The 23,857-nt window shown below is 50.8% G+C and carries 23 protein-coding genes, 1 tRNA gene and 2 riboswitches; of the genes, 14 read left to right on the top strand and 10 right to left on the bottom strand.

What is annotated here, in order from left to right; all coding sequences use genetic code 11:
* Nucleotides 1-77: 77 nt before the first annotated feature.
* Nucleotides 78-1,541 (bottom strand): IS1182 family transposase, encoded by a 1,464-nt coding sequence (locus V4U84_RS25585; protein WP_334077415.1) that lies wholly within the window; start codon nucleotides 1,539-1,541, stop codon nucleotides 78-80.
* Between the two features lie 352 nt (nucleotides 1,542-1,893).
* On the opposite strand from V4U84_RS25585, the gene guaB reads away from it, so the two are divergent.
* The 9 genes from guaB to V4U84_RS25540 all read left to right on the top strand — a co-directional run bounded on the left by guaB (nucleotide 1,894) and on the right by V4U84_RS25540 (nucleotide 10,717).
* Entirely contained in the window at nucleotides 1,894-3,351 is a 1,458-nt protein-coding gene (guaB, locus tag V4U84_RS25580; RefSeq protein ID WP_334075997.1) for an IMP dehydrogenase, read from the top strand.
* Between the two features lie 184 nt (nucleotides 3,352-3,535).
* Nucleotides 3,536-4,948 carry a D-alanyl-D-alanine carboxypeptidase family protein gene (locus V4U84_RS25575; RefSeq protein WP_334075996.1) on the top strand — a complete coding sequence of 471 codons (1,413 nt, stop codon included), beginning with the start codon at nucleotides 3,536-3,538 and terminating at the stop codon, nucleotides 4,946-4,948.
* 91 nt (nucleotides 4,949-5,039) lie between these two features.
* Nucleotides 5,040-5,921 (top strand): pyridoxal 5'-phosphate synthase lyase subunit PdxS, encoded by an 882-nt coding sequence (gene pdxS / locus V4U84_RS25570; RefSeq protein WP_334075995.1) that lies wholly within the window; start codon nucleotides 5,040-5,042, stop codon nucleotides 5,919-5,921.
* A 45-nt stretch (nucleotides 5,922-5,966) separates the two neighbouring features.
* The gene (gene pdxT / locus V4U84_RS25565; protein WP_334075994.1) at nucleotides 5,967-6,548 is read left to right on the top strand and encodes a pyridoxal 5'-phosphate synthase glutaminase subunit PdxT; all 582 of its coding nucleotides are present in this window, start codon (nucleotides 5,967-5,969) and stop codon (nucleotides 6,546-6,548) included.
* A 151-nt stretch (nucleotides 6,549-6,699) separates the two neighbouring features.
* A complete protein-coding gene (gene serS / locus V4U84_RS25560; protein ID WP_334075993.1) occupies nucleotides 6,700-7,983 on the top strand; it encodes a serine--tRNA ligase in 1,284 nt (427 codons plus the stop codon).
* A gap of 61 nt (nucleotides 7,984-8,044) precedes the next feature.
* Nucleotides 8,045-8,133: transfer RNA gene (locus V4U84_RS25555), tRNA-Ser, on the top strand.
* 149 nt (nucleotides 8,134-8,282) lie between these two features.
* Nucleotides 8,283-8,444 (top strand): small acid-soluble spore protein P, encoded by a 162-nt coding sequence (locus tag V4U84_RS25550; RefSeq protein ID WP_334075992.1) that lies wholly within the window; start codon nucleotides 8,283-8,285, stop codon nucleotides 8,442-8,444.
* 193 nt (nucleotides 8,445-8,637) lie between these two features.
* The gene (locus V4U84_RS25545; protein WP_334076001.1) at nucleotides 8,638-9,543 is read left to right on the top strand and encodes a YitT family protein; all 906 of its coding nucleotides are present in this window, start codon (nucleotides 8,638-8,640) and stop codon (nucleotides 9,541-9,543) included.
* 100 nt (nucleotides 9,544-9,643) lie between these two features.
* Nucleotides 9,644-10,717, top strand: coding sequence for a DUF6612 family protein (locus V4U84_RS25540; protein WP_334075991.1), 1,074 nt, complete (start codon nucleotides 9,644-9,646; stop codon nucleotides 10,715-10,717).
* A gap of 82 nt (nucleotides 10,718-10,799) precedes the next feature.
* Here V4U84_RS25540 and tadA read toward each other — a convergent pair whose 3' ends face one another.
* Nucleotides 10,800-11,315 carry a tRNA adenosine(34) deaminase TadA gene (gene tadA / locus V4U84_RS25535; RefSeq protein WP_334075990.1) on the bottom strand — a complete coding sequence of 172 codons (516 nt, stop codon included), beginning with the start codon at nucleotides 11,313-11,315 and terminating at the stop codon, nucleotides 10,800-10,802.
* Between the two features lie 338 nt (nucleotides 11,316-11,653).
* Between tadA and V4U84_RS25530 the strand changes: the two genes are divergently transcribed.
* Both V4U84_RS25530 and rluF read left to right on the top strand, forming a co-directional pair.
* A complete protein-coding gene (locus V4U84_RS25530; protein ID WP_334078200.1) occupies nucleotides 11,654-13,543 on the top strand; it encodes an ATP-binding protein in 1,890 nt (629 codons plus the stop codon).
* A gap of 13 nt (nucleotides 13,544-13,556) precedes the next feature.
* A complete protein-coding gene (gene rluF / locus V4U84_RS25525) occupies nucleotides 13,557-14,261 on the top strand; it encodes a 23S rRNA pseudouridine(2604) synthase RluF (protein WP_334078199.1) in 705 nt (234 codons plus the stop codon).
* Nucleotides 14,262-14,348: 87 nt separating this feature from the next.
* On the opposite strand, the gene motB is transcribed toward rluF, so the two are convergent.
* A complete protein-coding gene (gene motB, locus V4U84_RS25520; protein WP_334075988.1) occupies nucleotides 14,349-15,158 on the bottom strand; it encodes a flagellar motor protein MotB in 810 nt (269 codons plus the stop codon).
* Nucleotides 15,142-15,945, bottom strand: a complete 804-nt coding sequence (motA, locus tag V4U84_RS25515; protein WP_334075987.1) for a flagellar motor stator protein MotA — start codon at nucleotides 15,943-15,945, stop codon at nucleotides 15,142-15,144. Before motA ends, motB begins: the two co-directional genes overlap by 17 nt.
* 191 nt (nucleotides 15,946-16,136) lie before the next feature.
* Here motA and V4U84_RS25510 point away from each other — a divergent pair, with 191 nt between their 5' ends.
* Together V4U84_RS25510 and V4U84_RS25505 are read left to right on the top strand one after the other, a co-directional pair.
* Entirely contained in the window at nucleotides 16,137-16,430 is a 294-nt protein-coding gene (locus V4U84_RS25510) for a hypothetical protein (protein WP_334075986.1), read from the top strand.
* 236 nt (nucleotides 16,431-16,666) lie between these two features.
* Nucleotides 16,667-16,966, top strand: a complete 300-nt coding sequence (locus tag V4U84_RS25505; protein ID WP_334075985.1) for a 4a-hydroxytetrahydrobiopterin dehydratase — start codon at nucleotides 16,667-16,669, stop codon at nucleotides 16,964-16,966.
* A 94-nt stretch (nucleotides 16,967-17,060) separates the two neighbouring features.
* On the opposite strand, the gene V4U84_RS25500 is transcribed toward V4U84_RS25505, so the two are convergent.
* From V4U84_RS25500 to V4U84_RS25475, 6 genes are all read right to left on the bottom strand, one after another.
* Nucleotides 17,061-17,423: a c-type cytochrome gene (locus tag V4U84_RS25500; RefSeq protein ID WP_334075984.1), complete on the bottom strand. Its 363-nt coding sequence runs from the start codon at nucleotides 17,421-17,423 to the stop codon at nucleotides 17,061-17,063.
* Between the two features lie 157 nt (nucleotides 17,424-17,580).
* Nucleotides 17,581-18,084: a GNAT family N-acetyltransferase gene (locus V4U84_RS25495; RefSeq protein WP_334075983.1), complete on the bottom strand. Its 504-nt coding sequence runs from the start codon at nucleotides 18,082-18,084 to the stop codon at nucleotides 17,581-17,583.
* Between the two features lie 362 nt (nucleotides 18,085-18,446).
* Nucleotides 18,447-18,923 (bottom strand): C40 family peptidase, encoded by a 477-nt coding sequence (locus V4U84_RS25490; protein WP_334075982.1) that lies wholly within the window; start codon nucleotides 18,921-18,923, stop codon nucleotides 18,447-18,449.
* Nucleotides 18,924-18,929: 6 nt separating this feature from the next.
* Nucleotides 18,930-19,067, bottom strand: a riboswitch (cyclic di-AMP (ydaO/yuaA leader).
* Nucleotides 19,068-19,309: 242 nt separating this feature from the next.
* Nucleotides 19,310-19,801: a C40 family peptidase gene (locus tag V4U84_RS25485; RefSeq protein ID WP_334075981.1), complete on the bottom strand. Its 492-nt coding sequence runs from the start codon at nucleotides 19,799-19,801 to the stop codon at nucleotides 19,310-19,312.
* A 2-nt stretch (nucleotides 19,802-19,803) separates the two neighbouring features.
* Nucleotides 19,804-19,938, bottom strand: a riboswitch (cyclic di-AMP (ydaO/yuaA leader).
* A 221-nt stretch (nucleotides 19,939-20,159) separates the two neighbouring features.
* The gene (locus tag V4U84_RS25480) at nucleotides 20,160-20,990 is read right to left on the bottom strand and encodes a hypothetical protein (protein ID WP_334075980.1); all 831 of its coding nucleotides are present in this window, start codon (nucleotides 20,988-20,990) and stop codon (nucleotides 20,160-20,162) included.
* Between the two features lie 157 nt (nucleotides 20,991-21,147).
* Nucleotides 21,148-23,151, bottom strand: coding sequence for a M1 family metallopeptidase (locus tag V4U84_RS25475; protein ID WP_334078198.1), 2,004 nt, complete (start codon nucleotides 23,149-23,151; stop codon nucleotides 21,148-21,150).
* Between the two features lie 165 nt (nucleotides 23,152-23,316).
* Here V4U84_RS25475 and V4U84_RS25470 point away from each other — a divergent pair, with 165 nt between their 5' ends.
* Entirely contained in the window at nucleotides 23,317-23,838 is a 522-nt protein-coding gene (locus tag V4U84_RS25470; RefSeq protein WP_334078197.1) for a YwhD family protein, read from the top strand.
* Nucleotides 23,839-23,857 lie beyond the last annotated feature (19 nt).

Here is a 23,857-nt window from a genome sequence, read left to right as displayed (position 1 = left end):
CGGTTGAACCGCCGTATACCGAACGGTACGTCAGTCTGTCTAACAATTGATTGCTGAGCATTCTGCAAAATCTAAATTCATGCGATTTTACCCAAAGAAACGTTGCGCATCTTAGAAATCGAATGAGCTCGGTATCTGAAGTGACGTACGAGCTCATTCACTCCCTTTATTTTTATTATTCTCTTGAGATTGTAGGCAAGACAAATTAGGTTGGTCTCAGTGCCTACTGATGCCAGCCCTCGTGTTAAAAAGTGTGTATAGCCCCAGTGACGCTTTATTGTTCCGAAAGGGTGCTCAACGATTGCCCCTCTTTGCTTATAAATATGACTTTGACTGCGTGTATTTTCGGCAATCTGTTCGATCAGTTCTTCATCTTTAAGTCTGGTTACCGACCTTCCGCCTTTAGCAGACGTGCAGAGATCCTTTTGTCCACAGATATCAAAGGCTTCACATGTGTACCGCCTGTACTCTTTTCCATCTTGTTTTCCATTCCATTTGAAAGGTAATTCATAACCCAACGGGCAAATATATCTATTGTTTACGGCATCATATTCAAAGTTTTCTTTATCAAATCCGCTAGCTACTTTGTTTTGCTTTCCCTTCTGCGGCTTAATTAAGAGCTCGGTGCTTTCGTCGACAACGCCGATGATTTCAAGGTAGTTGTAGTAGCCTGTGTCGGCCAGAATTGTGCTTTTTTGATCACGGAAAACTTGCTTTATTTTCTTTGACATATTGGAAAGTTGCCCTTGATCATTGACATCATTAACCGTATCGCAGTCCACGATCAATTTATACTTGCTGTCCACTACAGTTTGAACATTGAAGCAGACTTCATGCTTCCCGTTGTTTTTCATTGATTTGGCATCCGAATCGGAAACACAAAGCTGTTTTTCACCTGTTTCCTTGAGTTCTTGTTTCATGACCTGTAGCTCGTGCATTCTCTCTTGATAGACTTCTAACTTTTCTGTGATTTCCTGCTTTTTGAGGCGATTGTCCTCTGTTAAAAAGTCGCGTAAATAGGCATCGATTTTTTCATCGATATGCTCCAGCTTCTTACTGATAATGTTGTCGTTAAAGTGTTTCTTTTTAGAGCAGTTCGCCTTTATTTTTGTGCCGTCAATCGCGACAAGCCGACCATCGATTAACCCGAAACCTTTTAACATTAAGGTGAATTCTTTAAACAGCTTTTTTATGGCCGTTTGGTTACTCTTCATGAAAGCAGATAAAGTGCCGTGATCCGGCTGGAGTTTACCAATTAGCCACATCAGTTCAATATTTCTTTTCGTCTCGGATTCCATCTTGCGAGAGGATCGGATACCGTTCATATAACAGTAAAGATAGAGCTTGAGAAGCTCTTCCCGGCGGTAAGGCTTTTGCCCCGCTTTGGAGCCCGAATAGATCTGAAATCCCAACTCTTCTAGGGTCAAGCTATCGACGTACGCATCGATAACTCTGACAGGATTTTCTTCTTCTACAAAATCGTCCAACGTATTTGGAAATAAATAAATTTGATGTCTATCTTCACCTTCGATAAATGGCATATACGCTCATCTCCTTAGATACAGAGATTCGACAAAGGTCATCCATTTCCATGCCCGAAAACGGAGAGTTCAATAATTGTTAGACAGACTGACGTACGGTGGTGTGAGAGGTCGGCTACTCATCTAATGAATAGCCTCCTACTCAATTACTAAAAATCCGCGAATTTGTACACCCTAGATGGACACGCGTATGTCATAGAAAGCCTCCCTGACAATCGCCCCACTTATCCTTGACAGCCTATAGGGCCTTTGCTAAGATGGCAATAATATATTTTTGCAGGTGAGATTCGGCGTTGATTTTATAAGGAAAACAAGACCGGACCCGAATAAAAAACAAGGAGGAAAACCTAAGGTGTGGGAAAGAAAATTTGAGAAGGAAGGCCTTACATTCGACGATGTATTGCTGGTTCCTCGCAAGTCGGAAGTATTGCCTAAAGAGGTGAGTGTGTCCACGAAACTGAGCGACAAGGTGAAGCTGAATATTCCGCTCATCAGCGCTGGGATGGATACGGTGACGGAAGCGGCTATGGCAATCGCTATGGCACGGGAAGGCGGCATCGGAATCATCCATAAGAATATGCCGATCGAACAGCAGGCTGAGGAAGTGGACCGGGTGAAACGTTCGGAAAGCGGCGTAATCACCAATCCTTTCTCGCTTACGGCGGACCATTTGGTTTCCGACGCGGAGGCGGTGATGGGCAAATTCCGGATTTCCGGGGTGCCGATCGTCGACGAGGAGCATAAGCTGATCGGGATTTTGACGAATCGTGACTTGCGGTTTGTCCATGACTACAACATCAAAATCAGCGATGTTATGACCCGCGATAACCTGGTTACGGCTCCGGTAGGTACGACGCTGCAGGAGGCCGAAGTGCTTCTGCAGAAGCATAAGATCGAGAAACTGCCACTGGTGGATGAGAACAATGTGCTGAAAGGTCTTATCACCATTAAGGATATCGAAAAAGCGATTCAATTCCCGAACGCTGCCAAGGACGCGCAAGGCCGTTTGTTGGTTGGCGCGGCAGTGGGGATTTCGAAAGATACCTTTGAACGGACCGACGCTTTGGTTAAAGCCGGCGTTGACCTCATAACCGTCGATTCCGCGCACGGACACCATATTAATATCATCGAAGCGGTAGCCGAACTGCGCAAGCGGTATCCGGAGCTGACGATCATTGCGGGCAACGTGGCCACCGGAGAAGCGACCCGGGCGCTGATCGAAGCCGGCGCTTCCGTGGTTAAGGTCGGCATCGGGCCGGGGTCGATCTGTACGACCCGCGTCATCGCCGGCATCGGCGTACCGCAAATCACCGCCATTTACGACTGCGCGACGGTAGCCCGTGAATACGGCGTGCCGATCATCGCCGACGGCGGGATCAAATACTCCGGCGAGATCACCAAAGCCATCGCCGCGGGGGCGCACGCCGTGATGTTGGGCAGTCTTTTTGCGGGAACTGAGGAGAGCCCTGGGGATTCGGAGATCTACCAAGGCCGCCGCTATAAAGTGTATAGAGGCATGGGCTCTCTGGCTGCAATGAAACAGGGCAGTAAGGACCGTTACTTCCAGGACGACGACAAGAAGCTCGTTCCTGAAGGGATCGAAGGCCGCGTGGCTTACAAGGGACCGCTGGCCGACACGGTGACCCAATTGATCGGCGGTCTCCGCTCAGGCATGGGGTATTGCGGAACGAAGACGTTGGACGAGCTGCGCAATGATACGCAATTTGTGCGGATTACAGGAGCCGGTCTGCGCGAAAGCCATCCGCATGACGTTCAAATTACGAAAGAAGCTCCAAACTACTCGCTGTAAAAGGCGCGAAAGCCAACATATACCATTTGCAAGCAGGGCGATTTCCGCCCTGCTTGTCTTTTTTTGCGGTAGGCCCTGTGATAGAATAGATAAAGCAATTCATGGAGTATTTATTCATACTAGAAACCTTTGATAATGAAAGACTAGAAAAAGATGAAGATTTACGAGAGGAGCTTTAAGGACATTGAAATTGAAACAACCCCCCCTTCATAAAACGAAATCCAGACGGAATCTCGTCCGTAAAGGAGTAGCGTCCGTTCTGTTGTTTAATATGCTCTGTTTCTCCCTGGCCCCTACCCTAGCGTTGGCGGAGGGCGAACAAACCCAAACGGAATCCACGACGACAAAATCCACGAAACCGGCATCGCAGCGGAGCGGAGCCGTGCAAATCCCCTCACCGGAATCCCTGCAGCTGCAAGTCAAATCGGCGGTGCTGCTGGAGCCGGTATCCGGCCAGGTGCTGTTGAACATCAACGGAGACCAGGCTCTTCCTCCCGCGAGTATGACCAAAATGATGACGGAATATATTGTGGCCGATCTGGTCAAGCAAGGGAAGTTTAAATGGGACGAAATGGTGACGGTACGAGAGAACGCCGCGCAGACGATTGGTTCCCGCATTTTTTTGGCCGAAGGGGATCAACATACGCTTGAGGAATTATATATTGCCATGGCCGTTGGCTCAGCGAATGATGCCACGGTGGCCCTAGCGGAACATGTGGCCGGATCGGAGCAGGCTTTCATCAAAATGATGAACGACGAAGCGAAGCGGATGGGCATGAAAAGTACGCACTTTGCCAACTCCACGGGCCTCGATATCGGGGATATGCCGGAGAAATTCCGGACGCCGGGAAACCAGGAAACGGTGATGTCGGCGATGGATGCGGCGATCCTGGCTAAATACATCGTAACCGATCATCCTGACTTTTCCCGGTTTACGTCCATTCAAAAGCATCAATTCCGGGAAAGAGACAAGGCTCCGATTGTTAACTATAACTGGATGCTCGAGGCGAACAAGAATGTAACCAATTTCAAGAAGTACGCTTATGAAGGGCTGGACGGCCTGAAAACGGGCCATACTTCGAATGCCGGGAATTGTTTCACGGGGACGGCTGAGCGCAACGGGGTGCGTTTAATCAGCGTGGTCATGGGGACCTCCTCGGAAGAGGCCCGTTTCGTCGAGACCCGTAAAGTGCTGGATTACGGCTTTAACAACTTCGAAACGAAGCAAATTATTGCTCCCAAAGCGACGGTGGCGGGAACGGAAACCGTTACTGTGAAGAAGGCCAAGAATACGTCCGTACCGGTCGTTAGCGATCAGGCCGTCAGCTTCGTGATTCCGAAAGGGGCGGACACCAGCAAGGTTCAGGCCACAGTATCATTGTCCAACGAAACGCTGACCGCGCCGCTGAAACAGGGGACCAAGGTAGGGACTGTCACTTACTCCTTCAAGCCCGACGGCATGAACCAGACGCTGGAGAAGACCGTCAATCTCATTACCGCGCAGGACGTGGAAAAAGCCGGCTGGTTTAAGCTGTTGATGCGGGCAATCGGGGATTTCTTCCGCGATTTGTTCAACGGAATCAAGAACCTTTTCTGAATCTAGGCTTCCTTATTACGAGCGTATATATTGTATATTTCAGGTGACTATTGTAAAATATCAAGTTAGATTATTATCGGGAGGCATGGACATGGAAACAGGAACATCGCGAGTAAAAAGAGGCATGGCTGAGATGCAAAAAGGCGGCGTCATTATGGACGTCATGAATGCGGAGCAGGCGAAGATCGCCGAGGCGGCCGGGGCGACTGCCGTAATGGCTTTGGAACGGGTGCCTTCCGATATTCGTGCCGCAGGCGGTGTAGCCCGTATGGCGGACCCTACCATTGTGGAAGAGGTCATGAAGGTGGTTTCCATTCCGGTTATGGCGAAGGCCCGAATCGGACACTATGTCGAAGCGAAGGTTTTGGAATCTCTAGGGGTGGATTATCTGGACGAGAGCGAAGTGCTGACTCCGGCCGATGAAGTATTCCATATCGATAAACGTGATTTTACGGTTCCTTTCGTCTGTGGGGCCAAAGATCTGGGCGAGGCGCTTCGCCGGATCGGCGAAGGAGCTTCCATGATCCGGACGAAGGGAGAGCCGGGAACGGGCAATATCGTGGAAGCCGTGCGTCACATGCGTTTGATTAACAGCCAGATCCGTAAAGTGCAGAACATGTCCAAGGACGAGCTTTATGCCGAAGCGAAAAACTTGGGTGTGGCCTATGACCTGCTCCTGGAAGTTCACGAGAACGGCAAGCTGCCGGTTGTAAACTTCGCCGCGGGCGGCGTGGCTACACCGGCGGATGCGGCTTTGATGATGCACCTGGGCGCGGACGGCGTATTCGTCGGATCAGGGATTTTCAAATCGGACAACCCTGAGAAGTTTGCCCGCGCCATTGTGGAAGCGACAACGCATTATACGGACTACAAATTGATCGCCGAAGTCTCCAAAAACCTGGGTACGCCGATGAAGGGGATTGAGATTTCCAAGCTGTCGGCGGCGGAACGGATGTCGGACCGGGGCTGGTAATCAGGAGAATCGGGCTTGCCCGGTGACAAGAAAGAAGGTTAGACCATGAAAGTTGGCGTTTTGGCGCTGCAGGGCGCCGTAGCGGAACATATTCGCAGTATCGGGCGTGCCGGTGCGGAGGGGGTCGCTGTGAAGCACCCCGAGCAGCTCGCGGAGCTGGATGGACTGATCATTCCGGGCGGGGAAAGCACGACGATCGGCAAACTCATGCGCAAGTACGGGTTTATTGAGGCGATCCGCACCTTTGCGGCACAAGGCCAGCCGGTATTCGGCACCTGCGCCGGGCTCATCGTGATGGCCAAGGAGATTGAGGGCGGCGAGGAGCCTCATCTCGCGTTGATGGATATCAAAGTGTCCCGGAATGCCTTCGGACGGCAGCGGGAGAGCTTTGAGACCGATCTGGACGTGAAAGGCCTGGGCGATCCGCTGCGGGCGGTCTTTATCCGGGCGCCTTTAATTACTGCGGTGGGCGGCCAAGTCGAAGTGCTCTCCACGTACAAAGAAGAAATCGTGACGGCGCGGCAGGGCCACCTGCTCGTGTCTTCCTTCCATCCGGAGCTGACGGATGACAGCGCCTTGCATGCCTATTTTCTAGAGATGATCAAGAGTAAAGCGGGCGCGGTTTAGGCCCCTGAAATACCTTGACTCTTTTTCCAAAAAGGGTCGAGGTTGTTTTTCTTTTTAATTGAAGGTTCTGATTTTTCGGCGGTCCCGGCGGCCTGGTTCAGGTGATGGAGTCGGTACGGCTGTGACGGGATGAATCTAGGAGGGACTACCCATGTTGGATGTTAAAATATTGCGAAACGATTTTGCGCGCGTCGAAGAGGCGCTGAAAAACCGGGGGAAATCGCTGGACCTGGTCGCCGGCTTCCCTGAGCTGGACGAGAAACGCCGAGAGCTTCTGCAGGAGAGCGAAGCGCTCAAAAACCGCCGCAACACCGTATCGGCCGAAGTGGCTGCGCGTAAGAAGAACAAGGAAAACGCGGATGAACTGATCGTGGAGATGCGCGAGGTCGGCGATCGGATCAAGCAACTGGACGACGAGGTGCGGGAGCTTGAGGGAAAGATCGAGGAATTGACGATGAGCATTCCGAATATTCCGCACAGCAGCGTTCCCGTGGGCGCTTCGGAAGAGGAAAACGTGGAGATTCGCCGCTGGAGCGAGCCGAGAAGCTTTGGCTTTACTCCGAAAGCGCATTGGGATATTGCGGCCGACCTCGGTATTCTGGACTTTGAAGCCGGCGCCAAAGTGGCGGGTTCGCGGTTTACTTTTTACAAAGGACTTGGAGCTCGTCTGGAGCGCGCCTTGATCAATTTTATGATGGACTTGCACAGCAATGAGCATGGCTATGAGGAAATGCTCCCGCCATACATAGTGAATCGCGACAGCCTGTATGGAACCGGGCAGCTGCCGAAGTTCGAAGAGGACCTGTTCAAACTGACAGAGAACGATTATTACCTGATTCCGACGGCGGAAGTGCCGGTCACCAACTACCATCGGGACGAAATTTTGAGCGCGGAAGACCTGCCGCGGAACTACGTGGCTTACAGCTCCTGTTTCCGTTCGGAGGCCGGTGCGGCGGGGCGCGATACGCGCGGGCTCATTCGCCAGCATCAGTTCAACAAAGTGGAAATGATCAAGATCGTGCACCCGGACCACTCTTATGAGGAATTGGAAAAGATGACGGCAAACGCAGAGCGCGTCCTTCAGCTTTTGAAGCTGCCGTATCGGGTACTGACACTGTGCACCGGCGATATGGGCTTTACGTCCGCCAAAACGTATGACCTTGAAGTTTGGTTGCCGGAGAGCGGAGTGTATCGAGAGATTTCGTCCTGCTCGAATGTCGAGGATTTCCAGGCCCGCCGGGCCAACATCCGGTTCCGTCCGGAGCCTAAGGCCAAGCCGGAATTCGTACATACGCTGAACGGATCGGGACTTGCCGTGGGACGCACCGTGGCGGCCATTCTGGAGAATTACCAGCAGGAGGACGGCAGTGTGGAAGTTCCCGAAGTACTTCGTCCTTATATGGGTAATTTGCAGGTTATTGCCAAGCGGAAATGACTTGATCTCAGTACCGGGATGTGATAGAATCTGATTTGTTACGCGAATCAGATTCTTATTTGGAGAGGTACCGAAGCGGTCATAACGGGGCGGTCTTGAAAACCGTTAGAGTGCAAGCTCACGTGGGTTCGAATCCCACCCTCTCCGCCAGCTTATATTTAACTGATCATAACACTGTAGGGGCGATGAAGATCGCTCCTTTTTATATTTTGGCAAATGTCCCGGCATTGTATAAAGCCCTGCCTTGTGAAGCAAGTTAACGGATGAACCTCAATTTACACCGCAAAGGGGGAAAATCCGTGACTAAACCGCAGACTTACACGACGCCCGGAACCCAGCCGGATACGAGCAACCAAAGGGAGCGCGGGCATGGCGGCCCGGAGCCGCTTTCCGGCTCCAAGAAAGTCAAAATGCGCCAACAGGGTGGCAACCGAAATCCGGAAGGAAGCGGGCACCGCTAAGCCTAAGCGCGTCTTAAATCCCGGCTTCGTGCCGGGTTTTTTCATGCCAATTTGGAATTAAAGCAAGACATAAGGTTCATAAAATGGCATAATAGAAATAGAGGCGTTATAGATGCCGATTTTAAGGAAATGGAGAGATGGAGAAAAACTATACTGTATTGAAAGGAACGTGATGCGTTTGAACTTGGTAGAAATGAATAACATCCCCACCCCTGACGCGAATTCGGGGGAGGCTCCCCGGCAGCATAAGCAAAGGACCTTAGGAAGCCTGGTGCTTCGATTCTTCTTTATTATTGTGGGAGCCATTTTGGTCTCTGTGGCGCTCGAACTGTTTCTTGTTCCGAACATGATCACGGACGGTGGAATTACCGGTATCTCTGTAATGTCCTCTTATTTGTCTCAATTACCCTTAGGTATTTTCCTTTTCCTCTTCAATCTTCCCTTTCTTATTATCGGCTACAAACAAATCGGCAAAACCTTTGCGATCTCAACCTTGGTAGGGATTACGGTCATGTCGATCGGAACCGCACTGCTGCATCCCGTAGAAGCTTTTGTGCAAGATACTCTGCTGGCTTTTGTCTTTGGCGGGATTCTGCTTGGACTCGGTACAGGCATTGTGATCCGGTTCGGCGGCTCTCTGGACGGTACGGAGATCGTGGCGATCCTCATTTCCCGAAAATCCCCGTTTTCCGTGGGCGAGATCATTATGTTTTTCAACTTCTTCATTCTTCTTAGCGCAGGTTTTGTTTTTAGCTGGGAACGGGCGCTGTTCTCTCTGCTGGCCTATTATATCGCTTATAAAACGATAGATATCGTGGTGGACGGTTTGAATGAATCGAAATCGGTATGGATTATTAGCGATCAGATCGATGAAATCGGGGCAGCTATTGTCAGCCGGCTCGGCCGGGGCGTTACTTATTTATCCGGAGAAGGCGGGTTTACCGGGGATCCGAAGAAAGTGATTTTTTGCGTGGTCACGCGCTTGGAAGAAGCCAAGCTGAAAGAAATTGTAAATCATTACGACGAAAATGCATTTTTGGCCGTTGGAAATATCCATGACGTGAAAGGCGGACGTTTTAAGAAGAAATCGATTCACTAAATTTTTGAAAATGTGTTCCCGCTGAAGCGAAAATGGTTTATGATAGGGGTAGTTTTGATCTTTTTTATAGTCAGGTTTACATGACGGAGAGGGGTTATTAATGTCTAGGAAGTTTTACGTGTCGGCTTTGGTGTTGTTGATGTCGGTCGTTCTGGTGCTGTCCGGCTGCAATACCAAAAAAGAACCGAAGGAAGCGCTCGGAAGCGCAGCGATTCAGGCGCTGAAGATGGACTCTTATGTGCTTAACAACCAAATTAAAATTTTGGATCTGACGTTTGACGGGGCTTCTTCCGAAGCGGCCGAAGTGGGCGCCGTATTCTCGATGTTGAAGAACGCCGAAATTAACGTGAACCAGATTTACCAGAAGGATCCGATGCAAACGGAAGCCACTCTGGAAGTCAAATTGACCGGCGATATGACGACGACGATCACGGTTCCTTTTGTCATGACCAAGGAAAAAATGTATGTTAAAATCCCAAGCATTCCTTTCCTGCCGATGCCGGAAAACATCGTCGGGAAGTTCCTGGAGCTGGACCTGAAGGAACTGGCGAAACAAAGCGGCGAGGAATTCAATCCGGACCTCTTTAACACGGACAAGACACAGAAGCTTGCGGGGGAAATCTCCAGCGCGGTCTTGGCCGAGTATGATTCGGCGAAATACTTCAAGAATGTGGAGCCGAAGGAAGTGGCATTGCCTGAAGGATTTAAGGCCAAGCAAGTCGTACAATTCAGCGTAAATAACGAAAATGTGAAGGAAGCGATCACGATCCTGATCAACAACGCGCTTCCGAAAGTGCTGGATATCGTGGGCAAAGAGGAATACCGTGCCATGTTCGATTTGAAGCCCGAGGATATCGAAGAAGCCAAAAAGGCGCTTAAGGAAGGCGACCAAGCTGAACTTGGCAAAGCGCTGGATGAAATGCAGAAGTATCTAAAAGTCAATAAATTCGTAGTCAATACGGCGATCGACAAGAAGGACTTTCCATCGCATTCCGACATGACTATGGATTTGGAAATCAACGATCCGGAATCCGATATGAAGGTGAAGCTGGCGCTGCAAGCGAAGAGCACGTTCAGCAAAATCAATGAGAAAGCTGCATTCTCGATCGGAATTCCGAAGGATACGATTACGTTGGATCAACTGGAACAAGAAATGGGCGGCATGGGTTATTAATCTATCGGATGCGGCCTACGCAAAAACCGTGCGAATCTTATGATTCGCACGGTTTTTTTAGATAGAAAGCCAGCACTTGATCTCATGGGGCGGATTCATCGCTAACCGGTTTCTTTCGAAGCTTCCGAAAGAAATCGCGCAGCAGCGAGCCGCACTCCTCCTCCAGCACGCCGGAAACCAACTCGGTCCGGTGATTGAACCTGGGCTCCTGGAGCAGGTTCATCAGCGTCCCGGCGCAGCCCGCCTTCGGGTCGGGAGCTCCGTACACGACCAGAGGCACGCGGCTCTGGACGATCGCACCGGCGCACATGGGGCAGGGCTCCAGCGTTACGTAAAGCCGGCAGTGCAGAAGCCGCCACGCCTTCAGGCGCTCGCTGGCTTGGCGGATCGCGATCATTTCGGCGTGAGCGGTGCCGTCATGCGTGCTCTCTCTTAAATTGTAGCCCCGGCCAATAATCTCATCGCCGTAAACAATGACGGCGCCGATAGGAACTTCGCCGAGCGCTTCGGCTTTGTGCGCCTCCTGAATCGCCTGCTCCATCCAGTATTCATGCGGTTGCGACGATGGGGGAGGCTCCGGAATCCACGGAAGTGGCATGGTATAAGTTCAGCTCCTTCAACGTAATTCGACATATTTTGTCCAGCGAACAGGTATTCGTTCTTAACATGTTGTGGACAAACTTGTGTATAACCTCCGTTTTATCCCCAATCTTATTCACATATTCCACTATAGCATTGTTTGTATGTTTATAATATGTGGATAACCACTCGAAATTATAAGGATATTCACAAGGGTGAGTAGGTATTTTTTCTTATTGTAGGGAAATCAACTGGGAAATTCAACGTCTTTGCAAATCTTGTCGTTACAGGTATGATGGGGATAGCAACAGCATGTGCCAATTATCACCATTTTCCGCCTGAGGGGTGAAGATTCTTTTGTCGATTAAAACCAAACTCGCCCTCATTATGACGGCTTTTACCGTGACTTTGCTTTCTATTAACATTGTACTCAGTTACCTTACGACCCAGGATAACTTACGCAGAGACCGCGAAGCGGATATGCTGCTGACCGCCAAACAGATTGCTTTGGCCGTAGAGCAGAGCCGCTCGGTTTATGAATATGTGAAGAATATGATCGACCCGAAGGCCAGCCGCGACTTTGTCGATGAAACGCTAAGAATGACGAGCCCGGAACGAATCGCCGATGAATCTTTGCGAGCGAACCGGCACTTGCTTGAGATTTCCGGCTTGCAGCCGGGGAGAAGCGATCAACAGCCTACGCTTTTGTTCGGCACTTATCAGTATCGAAAAGACCCGAATGTTGGCGATATGGCGCGAAATGCGCTGCTTAAAGGGACTAACCTGCTTCAGGAAACGGAAATCAACGGTCAGCGGGTGTTGGAGAGCTATATTCCGATTCAGCCGCACTATCAGGAGTCCTATGTGATCCGCATCATTTCCAGCTATCAGCCGATCTCCTCGGTCATTTACAAGCATATGGTTAGCCAAATATCGGTATCTATTGTGCTGTTGGTGGTGGTGATTATTGCCAGCAGTATTTTGGCGGGCCAGCTGATCCGGCCTATTCAGGATATTTTGGGAAGAGTCAGCCGACTTTCTTCCGGCGATTTTGATGCGCGAATCCAAATGAACCGGAGAGATGAGCTCGGACAGCTCGCCGGTCAAATCGATGCGATGGCGAATAGTTTGGGGCATTATATGACCGTTCTAAAGCAAAAGAGCGAAGAAAACCGCTTGATGAAGGAACATTTGGAATCGATTATTAATCAAACCGCCGATGCGATTCATGTCATCGATTTGGAAGGCAGAGTGCTGCGGGTTAACTCGGCCTTTGAAGAATTGTTCGGCTGGACTAGCGAGGAGATCATCGGCACCAAGCCGGAGTTCATTTCCCCCATTCTACTAAGTGAAGGGGAGAGTTCCAGGGAGACCCGGCGAGGAAAACCCTTTGTTTTGACGGAGACCGTTCGGCTGCGGAAGGATGGGAGCGAAGTCCACGTCAGCATCAGCGAATCTCCGATTTATGATGAGCACGGGCGGATTATAGCTTATATCAGCATCACACGCGATATGACCGAGCATAATAAAATGGAGGAGCTGCTGCGCCGATCGGAGAAATTAACCACGGTCGGCCAGTTGGCGGCCGGCGTCGCTCATGAGATTCGCAATCCCCTCACAACGTTGCGGGGATTTCTTCAGATGCAGCAGCGGACCAAGTCGATCAATCAATTGCATACCGATATTATGCTGTCCGAGCTTGACCGGATTAATTTGATTGTGAGTGAGTTTCTGATTCTCGCCAAACCGCAAGCCGTTCAGTTTGAAGTGAGGGATGTCCGCTTTACTTTGGGAGATGTGATTTCTCTGCTGGATAGCGAGGCGCATTTACATAATATTGAGTTCCACCCCCATTTCTCGGCGTCTCCGGTTCTGGTACACTGTGAAGAGAACCAACTTAAGCAGGTGTTTATCAATATTTTGAAAAATGCGATGGAGGCCATGCCGGGCGGCGGAACAATCCGGCTGCAGCTTGCGGAAGAGAGCGGTGCCGCTGTCATCCGGGTAACCGATGAAGGGGAAGGCATCTCCAAAGAACGGCTGGAGAAGCTGGGAGAGCCCTTTTATACCAATAAAGAAAAGGGGACCGGTCTCGGGCTGATGGTCACTCAACGAATTATTGAGGGGCATAAAGGCGCAATGCGGATTGAAAGCGAGCTTGGCAAGGGAACCTGCGTAACCATTATTCTTCCAAGTGCCGATGCCAAGTCCGAAACGGACAAGGGCGGGAAGCAGAGTTTAGCATGAAAGGTGACTAGGCGTGAGAATCAATAAATTTATCAGTGAGACAGGGTACTGCTCTCGGCGGGAGGCGGACAAGCTGATCGAAGCGGGCAAGGTGACCATTAACGGTCAGACGGCCATGCTCGGCAGCCAGGCGGAAGAAGGCGACGATGTCCGGATTGACGGTAAGCCGATCCAGCAGAAGCGGAGCCGCCACGTATATATCGCTCTGAACAAGCCGCCGGGAATTACGAGTACCACAGAAAGCCATGTCCGGGGAAATATCGTCGATTTCGTCGGACACTCGGAGCGGATTTTTCCGATCGGCCGTCTGGACAAGGATTCCGAAGGACTGATTCTCTTGACTAGCGACGGAGATATCGTCAACAAGATCTTGCGGGCCGAAGGAAAGCATGAGAAGGAATATATCGTGACGGTGGATAAGCCGATCATCCCTTCCTTTTTGAAAGCGATGGGAGAAGGGGTCAAAATCCTGGGCGAGATGACGCTGCCGTGCAAGATCACACGGGTAACGGATCGGGTGTTCCGGATTATTTTGACGGAAGGAAAGAACCGGCAGATCCGCAGAATGTGCAGCGCGCTCGGCTATGAGGTGAGGAAGCTGCAGCGAATCCGCATTATGAATATTCATCTGGGCGATCAGAAGGTGGGAACCTGGAGGGAACTGACTCTCCAAGAAAAGCAGGAGCTCGGACAGGCCCTGAATTACGAACTCACCTAAACGCCCCGACTTAGATGCATGCTAACTGGGGGTCTTACACAAGAAAAAGCTGCCCAAGCGGGCAGCTTTCTTTGGTATACGTATGGTTTATTGTTCGTGCGTCGCCGGCATGCCGATTTGCTGATCCCCGTCCTGGTACTTCCGGATAATCGAAACCTCCACCCGCCGGTTCTGCGCCCGGCCGACATTGGTATCGTTACTGGCGACAGGATGGTATTCACCGTAACCGATCGCGCTGAATTTCTTCGGATCCAGGTTTTCGTTAAGCAGCAGAATTTTCATAAAATTCAAAGCCCGAACAGAGCTGAGGTCCCAGTTGGACGCGAACTCATGATTCGAAATCGGAACGTTATCGGTGTGCCCCGAGACGATGACTTCATAATCGGGGAATTTTTGCAGCATATTCGAAATCGCCTTGGCCAAGACACGGGCGTCCGGCTTCACCTGGGCTTCCCCCGAAGGGAAGAGGGCGTTATCGCTGATCGTTATCATCAGTTGGGATTGGTTCAGCTTGGTGTCCAACTGCGTGGTAAGCCCGTTATTCTTGATGTAGTTATCGAGCTGTTTCTTCAACGCCTCCAGGCTCTCCTGCTCTTTCCGCATCAGTTCCTTCTTCTGCTTCATCAGGTTGTCGGAAGTTTTGGAAATGTCCTCCGGATTCGGGGAGGTCTTGGTGTTGCTCTCCAGCGCGGTTTGATCCAGGACTCCCGCACCGCCGGTAAGCACGCTTTGAAAGGCTTCGCTCATTTCCTCAAATTTCTTGGCGTCCACGGTACTCATGCCGAACAAAACGATAAATAACGCGAGCAGAAGGGTCATCAAGTCCGAATAAGGCAGCAGCCAGCTCTCGTCCGAATGCTCCTCATGTTCCTGGTGCTTCTTATTCTTTTTGCTCACCTTCACCCGCCCCCTTTTCTAAAATTTGCGCACGCTCTGCAGGGGTTAAGAAAACGGCCAGCTTTTGTTGAATCGCAATTGTAGATACACCGGATTGAATGGAAAGTAAGCCTTCCACCATCATCAGCCGAACTTCCATCTCTTTCTTCGAGAGACGCTTCAGTTTATTGGCGATCGGGTGCCACATGACATAACCTGTGAAAATACCGAAAACTGTTGCGATAAAAGCACCGGAAATCGCGTGGGACAATTTGTCGATATCACTCATATCGGACAATGCGGCGATGAGTCCGACAACCGCCCCGAGTACCCCTAGGGTAGGCGCGTACATCCCGGCCTGGGAGAAGATTTGCGCCCCCGCCTTATGACGCTCTTCGGTGGCTGCGATATCTTCCGTAAGGACGTCTTGAACGAAATCCTGATCGTTACCGTCGATGATCATCCGCATCCCGCCGCGTAAAAAATCATCTTCAATTTCCTCCACCTTGGCTTCCAAAGCAAGCAGACCTTCACGGCGGGTAATGGTCGCCCATTCCATGAACAGGGTAATCAGCTCAGCCTTGCTGATCATTTTGGGCTTTGACATGGTGAGTTTGAGCAACACGGGGAATTTCTTGATGTCCGAAAGCGGAAATGCCACAAACAGCGTCGCTGCCGTCCCTACAAAGATAATGACAAAGGCCGCAGGGTTCGAGACCAAGCTTTCAATAGGTGCACCTTTCAGGAACATTCCTAAAATAAGCGCCACGAAACCGAGAATAAGTCCAATAATCGTTGAAATTTCCATTGCACACCTCGTCCTTGAGATAATTGTTTCCATTTTTCTGTCTCCCGCATCCTTGCTGGAGGCATTACAACCTTGTCCGAAAAACGGTTTATCTTTTTTATCGACAGAATTCCCTTTTTTTTTAAGGTGTTTTTTCCGGTATAATGAGAATACAGTCTGTATTAGACTACTAAGAAGGGAGCCATTAGGCGGTGGGAGTAAAGCACGGAAGAGATTATGAACATATTTTGGCAGATCTGACGGAAGCGGTTGGACGCATTCCGGATAGCTATGAATTTTTTGAAATGGAGGCTGCGGAGTGGGCGGACCTTTCCGGCGAAGAACGTTATGAGGTCCAAGAGGCATTGGCGGAAGATTTGTTCTTTGCGCTGGGGACCGAACCCGTGATTAGCGTGGGCAGCGCTGTGGTTATTCACGATGCTGAGGGCCACAGAATCAATGTGCTCATCGGCGAAGACGAGTTGACCTCCGTGGCTTTGATTTGACAGCGGGGCGTTTTTTTGGAATATTGTTCGGGAGCATGGTAAAATAAAGACTTAGAAGATCGACACGCTAGACCTGCTCGGACGGGCAGGGTAAATCAGGAAAAGCCTTCCGCGCATGAACAGCCGATCCATGGAATACAATAAATGGATGCTCATGCCGGGCTGGAGACGAAGAATAAAATCCTTCACTGCAGGATTACATACAGGGAAGTTTGAGGAAACGGGGAGGAAGAACAATGCCGTTTACGCCGCAAGAAGTAGAGGCGCATTTGGAAAGGCTGGAAGGTTGGGAGCTGGAGGAGGGACGCTGGATCGTCCGCAAATATACCTTCTCCAACTTTATGAAAGGGATTGCGTTTGTGGACGAGGTTGCCGCCATTTCGGAAGCGTTTAACCATCACCCCTTTATAACCATCGATCACAAAACGGTGACGCTTCGCCTGACCTCCTGGGAGGAAGGCGGCATCACGGCCGTGGATATCAAGGAAGCGCAGCAATATAATGAAGCATTCGAGAAGGCCCGTTCTGCCGGTTGAGAAACGAATGCAGGAAAGCAAGATAATCGAGGCTGCAGAAAAGCGCCCGCCGAAAACCTGGACCCAGGCCCCGGCGGGCGTATTGTTGTAAGCGTTATTTCTTTTCGGAAAGATAAAGCGCGACGTTGGCGATTTCCTCTTCCTTCAACTTATCCTTGAAGGAAGGCATCATGCCTCCGCCTTTCCCTTTGGTAATGATCCCAAACAACTGGTCAGCCGACAGCGCGGAACCTACTTTTTGCAGGTTCGGACCGGCTCCGCCTTTCAATTCATCACCATGACAGCTGATGCAGTTCGCCTTTATAACGGCCTCGGCTTGTTCCGCATTTAACGTGACTTCAGGCATCTGAGGCTTCTCTTCCTGAGCTACCTGTTCCCGGCCGGGCAATGTAAACATTAACACGGCTGCAAAGGCGCAAGCCACGACGAGTAATCCGCTCATGATCCACTTCTGCATTCCGATCGTCCCTCCTATGTAAGTTACCCCTTCCATTATAGCGGAACAGGCTCATTGATCATAGCGTTTGTGACAAAAAAAGTAACGAATTACTCCGGTTTTTTAAATATTTCCCCAAATGACGTGCCGTTTATCACAGACAACCTCGCAATATAGATTAAGGTGAGACTGGGGCACCTTTGTAAACCATACAGTAGTAAGGTTTGGAAATACCGCCCGGGGTCATTTTTTCGTACAAATCGGTAATGACGAAGCCGGCTTTTTGATAAGCGCGAATCGCCCGGGTGTTCCAGGTCAATACCTCCAGGTCGATGACATTCTGCGGTTTCCGCCGCCGGGCTTCCTCCACGATCGTCAGCACAAAGGTTTTACCCAGTCCCTGGCCGCATAAATCGGGCCGCATCCCGATGCCGAGCCGTGTCACCCCTTCCATCGGAAAGTACTGGGCAAATCCGGCGAGCTCATCATCAGGGGTCATTAATGAGACATATTGTTGCGCTCTTAAGGCCGGGTTCCCAAACTCCACGTCGAGCGCTTTCATTTGTTCCCAGGGGAGCCAGCTATAGATATCGTATGGGGAATCGTATTTCCAGGTACAGATAGCCGCGCCGTGGCTCTCCTCCATGGGAACGATCCGGAATGTAGTGACTGGTTTTTCCATGTTTGCGCCTCCTTTAAACAATGGGAATGGATATTATATCGCGGGGCTGTCTTTTCATCGATTAGAAAATTCCGTTTACCCTCACTCTAACGGGAAATGGGTTGCTTGTAAAGATAGGAAGACGTAGGTGTTTCGTCCTCGGTCAGAGGGGTAATGTGGAGTATGGGAAGATTTGGACAGTGGAGTCCGGGAGAGGAAACGGCGATCGTGAAAAAATAAATTTTGGCGGAAAGGCCATATTTGGAAACCTTTTTGAACGGACTTTCGTTATATGGTATATAGCGAAAAAAACGCAGTGGTTCCGGCAAGAACCACTGCGGTATTAACTAAGTTGAGGTGAGCGCCTCAATTTGGCGTAGGGGTCATGATTCTGCGGCATATGTGGAATAACCGGTTTTGCTGAGAATTCTTTTGGCCCCGACATATTTTGATTTATAGTAACTGCTGTTTAATTTATCCGTACGAATTCCTTTGGATGAAGAGGCGTGCGCAAATTTCCCCTCACCGATGTAAATGCCGACATGGGATACTTTATTCTTGCCCAAGGTATTGAAGAATACGAGATCCCCCGGCTTTAACTGGCTTTTGGCGACAGGCGTGCCTTGTTTGTACTGGGCTGAAGAGACCCGGGCGAGCTTGACCCCCATCTGCTTGAACACATATCTCGTAAATCCGGAGCAATCAAATCCGCTTGTGGAGACACCCCCGTATTTATAAGGCGTTCCGTAAACAGAGTTAACCACGCTGTTCAAGGTCGTGTCTTCGGCCGATACGCTCCCTGTCCCCAAGGTGAACAGAATCGCCAAACTTGTCGCTGCTGCTGCAAATGTCTTTCTCATGATGTAAAGTTCTCCTTCCAATGCCTGCGAGGTTAGCTTGAGGATTCGGTTGAAGGTTCCCTATGATTCCTATGTATCGGTAATCAATTCACCCAAAATGGTTCCCCCGTTTCCCGGGTGCCGGGAATTCGGCTAGTCTAGTTGAATGCACCCAAAGTTGTGACGTGGCGAACAATGTTTACAAAGTTGTTACTATTTACTTTGGTTATTGTACCAAGCCTAACTTGCTTTGGCAAGCTATTCTAGGGTTGCCGGATATTTTAATTCTATTGTCCTGTTTATGCCGGGGAGAGACGGGTAATTTCTCCTAAACGGGATTTCCCAAACAGCCATGAAAAAACCCGCAGTCTACGACTCGAAAGAATCGCTGCGGGCCTTTGCCGGAATTATTCTACATCGTCATGCTCTTGGGAGTCGGTGGTGACTTCTTCGTACTTATCGGTACTCAGAATCCGTTTCGCTCCGACATAACGCTGTACATAATACTTCTCACTCAGTTTGCTGATGACTACGCCCTTGGAAGAAGATGCGTGGGCAAACTTGCCATCACCAACATAAACGCCGACATGAGAAACGCCTTTACCGGAAGTGTTGAAGAACACGAGATCGCCGGCAATCAGCTCTTCCTTCTCTACGGCCGTTCCCATCTTGTATTGGGCACCGGATTGATGGGGCAGTTTAATACCGATCTTCGAAAAGACGTACATGGTAAATCCGGAACAATCGAAGCCGGACGTTGTAGTGCCGCCGGAAGAGTACTCCGTTCCCAAGGCCGTATCGATGACGCCGTCCAACGTGGAATCGGCGAAAGCGCTCCCAGTGCCAACGGAGAAAAGAATGGCCAGACTTACTGCTGCTGCGGTCAACTGTTTCTTCAAGAAAATGCTCCTTCCAATGCCTACGAGGTTAGCTTAAGGATTCGGTTGAAGGTCCCCTATGATCCCTCTCTTGCGAGATCAATTCACCCAAAGTGGTTCCCCCGTTCCCCGCCAAGGGAATTCGGCTGTAGTTTACATCCGATTTACTTACATATTCGACACCCGACATGATTCTCCTGCCAAGGTGACAAAAATAATTACAAAATCGTTACTGAATTGTGCTGTTGCTATTGTAACAAAGGCAAGTATATTTTGGCAACGGCTATTTAGCAAGATTCAGAGGCGAAAACACAGGGAAAAGCCCCCGCTTTTCCGCGGAGGCCTTGTGGTGCAAGGGATAGACAAAGATGAAAAAAATTTAACCTTTATGTAACTTGGTCTGCCAGAGTTCATATTGAGAGGATATACTCCAAATTTGAAATAGGCTGCGGATAAAAGGATAGGTTTGCTGTAAAACCATGGCGGCCAACCCGGTCCAGATCCAAGAGAAGGCCCCGCAGATGAGAAATAAGACGGCTCCGGCCGTGCCGAGGATGAGGGAGATGGCGATGCCGGGCAGCAGGTGTCTGAGGCTGATTAGAAGGGAGTTCCAAACTCCCGTCTTGAACAGATAGCCAAATTGGGAGAACAATAGGAGCTGGCGAATGAGCCAGCCGTAGGCCGCCCACCCCAAAAGCAGCCCGATGATCGCCAGCAGGGGGCCCAGACGGCCGCCCCCCGGGATGAGCCAAGGCCAGAGGGCCGCTAACTTCGGGATGATCCATAACCCCGGCAGGGCGAGCAGAATCAGCTCCAGCAGGAAAAAGAGAGTGACCGGCTTCCAGAATTCCTTCATGCCGCGGAAGAGCGGAAGCCCGGCCCCTTGCTCCTCCGGAGGTTTCATGCCGTAAAGAATACCGGCTTGAAACAACGGGGTCATCAGCAGACGCAGGGCAATCAGGCCGAACAGCATCCACAAATACTGGTGGATCGCCGGGCTCCGTCCGAGCTCGATTTGTCCCTCGATCAAGTAAAGAACCTGGCTCAACTCATTCGGTGGGGGATCGGGATACCGCGACAGCAAGGCGATCACGGCCGAGTGAATTAGCCGGTAGAAGAACAACCCCCAAAGCAGCTGGTACAGAAACAGGATGATCACAGAGGGAAATTGGCTTCGAACAAGCCCCCATCCATTCCGTACGTAGGTCATTATTTTCCCTCCTAAAAGTTTTGTGAGCGTTACATCTTAGAGATAGCTGCGTACAAAACTTACTTCGAAAGCATAGGCCTGGTTTTGTGAGCGTTACATCTTAGAGATAGCTGCGTACAAAACTTACTTCGAAAGCATAGGCCTGGTTTTGTGAGCCCTACCAGACGAGCGTCCCCAGCAGCGCTTCCAGCAGTTTTACGACGCCAAGCGTAGCCCGGGTGCCGGTTGGCTCGGCAATTTCGGCCCTCATGTAATTGTTGATGTGTTTGTTCTCGAGAACCAGCGAATAATCGGGATCGACCTGCACCCAGTCCAAAGGTTCTTTATACTGCAGCTTCATCTGAACGGTTCCACCTTCGCCGTTCCAGACTTTGCGGACCGTATGTCCGTCCTTGAAGCTGAAGAGAAGCGGAATTTTGGGGGCGTTTCCGCCCCGACGGCTTAAAGTAACCTTTGATTCATACAGGGGCGCCCCGTTCTTGTTGGCGATTTGATTGACTATGATACGGTCCACCGAGAAGTCGGCCATTTTACCATCGTACACATACTGGTTGAAATAAGCCTTCCAGCTGCGGCTGGTGGACTGCTCGACGACACGTTGGAAATCGGCGGTCGTCGGATGCTTGAAACGGTATTTTTGACTGTAACTGTAAAGAATCCGCTTCATGGCTTTGGCTCCGACCTGTCGCTCGATATCCAGCAGAATCAATTTGCCCCGGGAATATACGTTTTTGGCGTAAGCATCGCCGGAACCAAACTTCCAGGAGGCTTGTGTCAAAGAGGCCGGGGAGGAGATAAGCGCGGCCTGCAGCGGCAGATTGGGCGCAATCCCGAACTCCTGCTCCATCAATTTGTCCTCCGCGTAGGAGGCGAAGGCTTCGTCAAGCCAGGCTTCTTCAAACTCGTTATTGGCCACCATCCCATAAAAAAACTGATGGGCTACTTCATGAATCACAGTGCGCTCCAATTCGTCGTAACCCGGAGAGTCGCTCCCCGCGCCAAAGGCCGTGACCAAGGTCGGATATTCCATGCCGCCGGCACCGTTGCCCTGGATGGGCGGAACGACGACGGACAGGGTGGAGTACGGGTAGCGCCCATACCATTTGCTGAAGTTGGAGAGGGCTACTTTAGCCGCGTAAAAATACCGCTCCTTCAGATCCTTGTGCGCCGGATCGAGGTATAGCTTGATGCGGACTCCCGGGACTTCCGCCGAGGAAAACGGCTCTTCGGCGTAAACGAAGTGGGGGGAAGCCGACCAGGCAAAATCGTGGACATCGTCGGCATAGAATTGAACCGTCTTCCGGCCGTCTTTTCGAACCGCAGGCTTGGTCTGGAATCCGGTCGCGGCCACCGTGTACGTTTCGGGCACATTGATGCTGACGCTATATATGCCGAAATCGGAGTAGAATTCCGATTTTCCATGATATTGGTGCAGGTTCCAGCCCTCATTTTTGCGGCCACGCGTTCCGGCAGGCTCATATACGCTGACCTTGGGGAACCATTGGCCCGCCATGACAAAATCGCCGGCGGTGCCCATGCGGGCAAACACCTTGGGCAGCTTCACTTTAAATTTGATTTTCAGCGTCAGGTCTTCACCTCCGCGCACGGTGACGGGCAGACGGATTTTGGCCAATGTCTTGTCATGCGTATTTCCATCGTCGGGCTGAACGTACTGAAGGCGGTGAAGCAGGGAAATGCCGTCCGTAGTCCGGATCTCCGTCAATTCCATGCCGCCCCATCCGTCCTTGGGCATGACGTCCCCGCGCAGCTTCCCGCCGGATTCCTTCATAAACGTGGATTCCCCGGAGGCAAAGGCGTTGGGATACAGGTGGAGGAAAAGCTCATTCACGGCTTTATTGCCGGGATGTGTCCAGGTTAGCGTTTCGGTGCCGATCAGCGCATGGTTCTTTTGGTCGAGATGCACCTGGATGTGATATTCCGTAAGCCGGTTGCTAAGCACCTCCGCCGTCGGTTTTTGTATGCTTTCGGTCAGAGGGAGCGCGGGAGCGGGCCCGTTTTTGGCCGAGTCCTGGGGCTTGGCCTTTTTGGGCGCAAAGGAAGAAAGGTGCGAAGGCTCCAGGCTCAGCGTGTACCGGATGGTACCGGCGATGAGGCACAGGGCAAGAAGAGAAATGCCGATGAATAAAGTACGTCGGGTCATACAATGGATACCTCCCGTTGACAAGCATCTACAGCATGTATATGTTTGCATTTGGGAGATTATTAGCTAAAATTAATTAAATGAATGAAACCCGCGCAAATGGCGGCTTCCCGCCGCTTGGCATAAACATCGGCCTTAGGAACAGGACTATTTGGGGAGGGAATTATGGAGAACAATTCGGAATCGCAGAAAACAGGCAAAAAGATCTTCGCGCTGAACATTATCAGCAATGGGGAAAAGAGCAAGCACAAAGGTTTCGGCGCAGGCTCGATCGACTTGAACAGCATGTCACCGGTGATCATCGACGGCAGTGAGGCTTACATCGATATCGGGGCGATGCATGCCAAGAGCAAGGTGGAGAAGGGGATCAAATTCTCCACCAACCGGGAGGACGTGCCGGCCGGCCGTCAGGTATGGATCGTGTGGGTCGCTGTGGACCGTTCGCCCGAGGGGCAATTTTACGGCGGGCTCACGGCCTGCGAAATGTGGATCGATTCGGAAGCGCGCCGCGGATGGAAGATTCTTGCCGAACATGTCAACAAGATGGATTACGCATTGAAGCGCCGGATTATCCTGGACGGACTTTCGGCGGAGCAAAAGAGCACGCTCAAACAGCTATTGATCGATACGAATCAAGAGTGGTACGAACGCTCTTCCGACGAGCTGAAGGCGGCATTGGAAGCATAATAGAGAAAGAGGTTGGCCT

Origin of the sequence: Paenibacillus sanfengchensis, assembly GCF_036864765.1 — a bacterium.
Lineage (GTDB): Bacteria > Bacillota > Bacilli > Paenibacillales > Paenibacillaceae > Fontibacillus > Fontibacillus sanfengchensis.
Note: the sequence above shows the minus strand (reverse complement) of the source record. Positions and strands in the feature narration are given on the sequence as shown.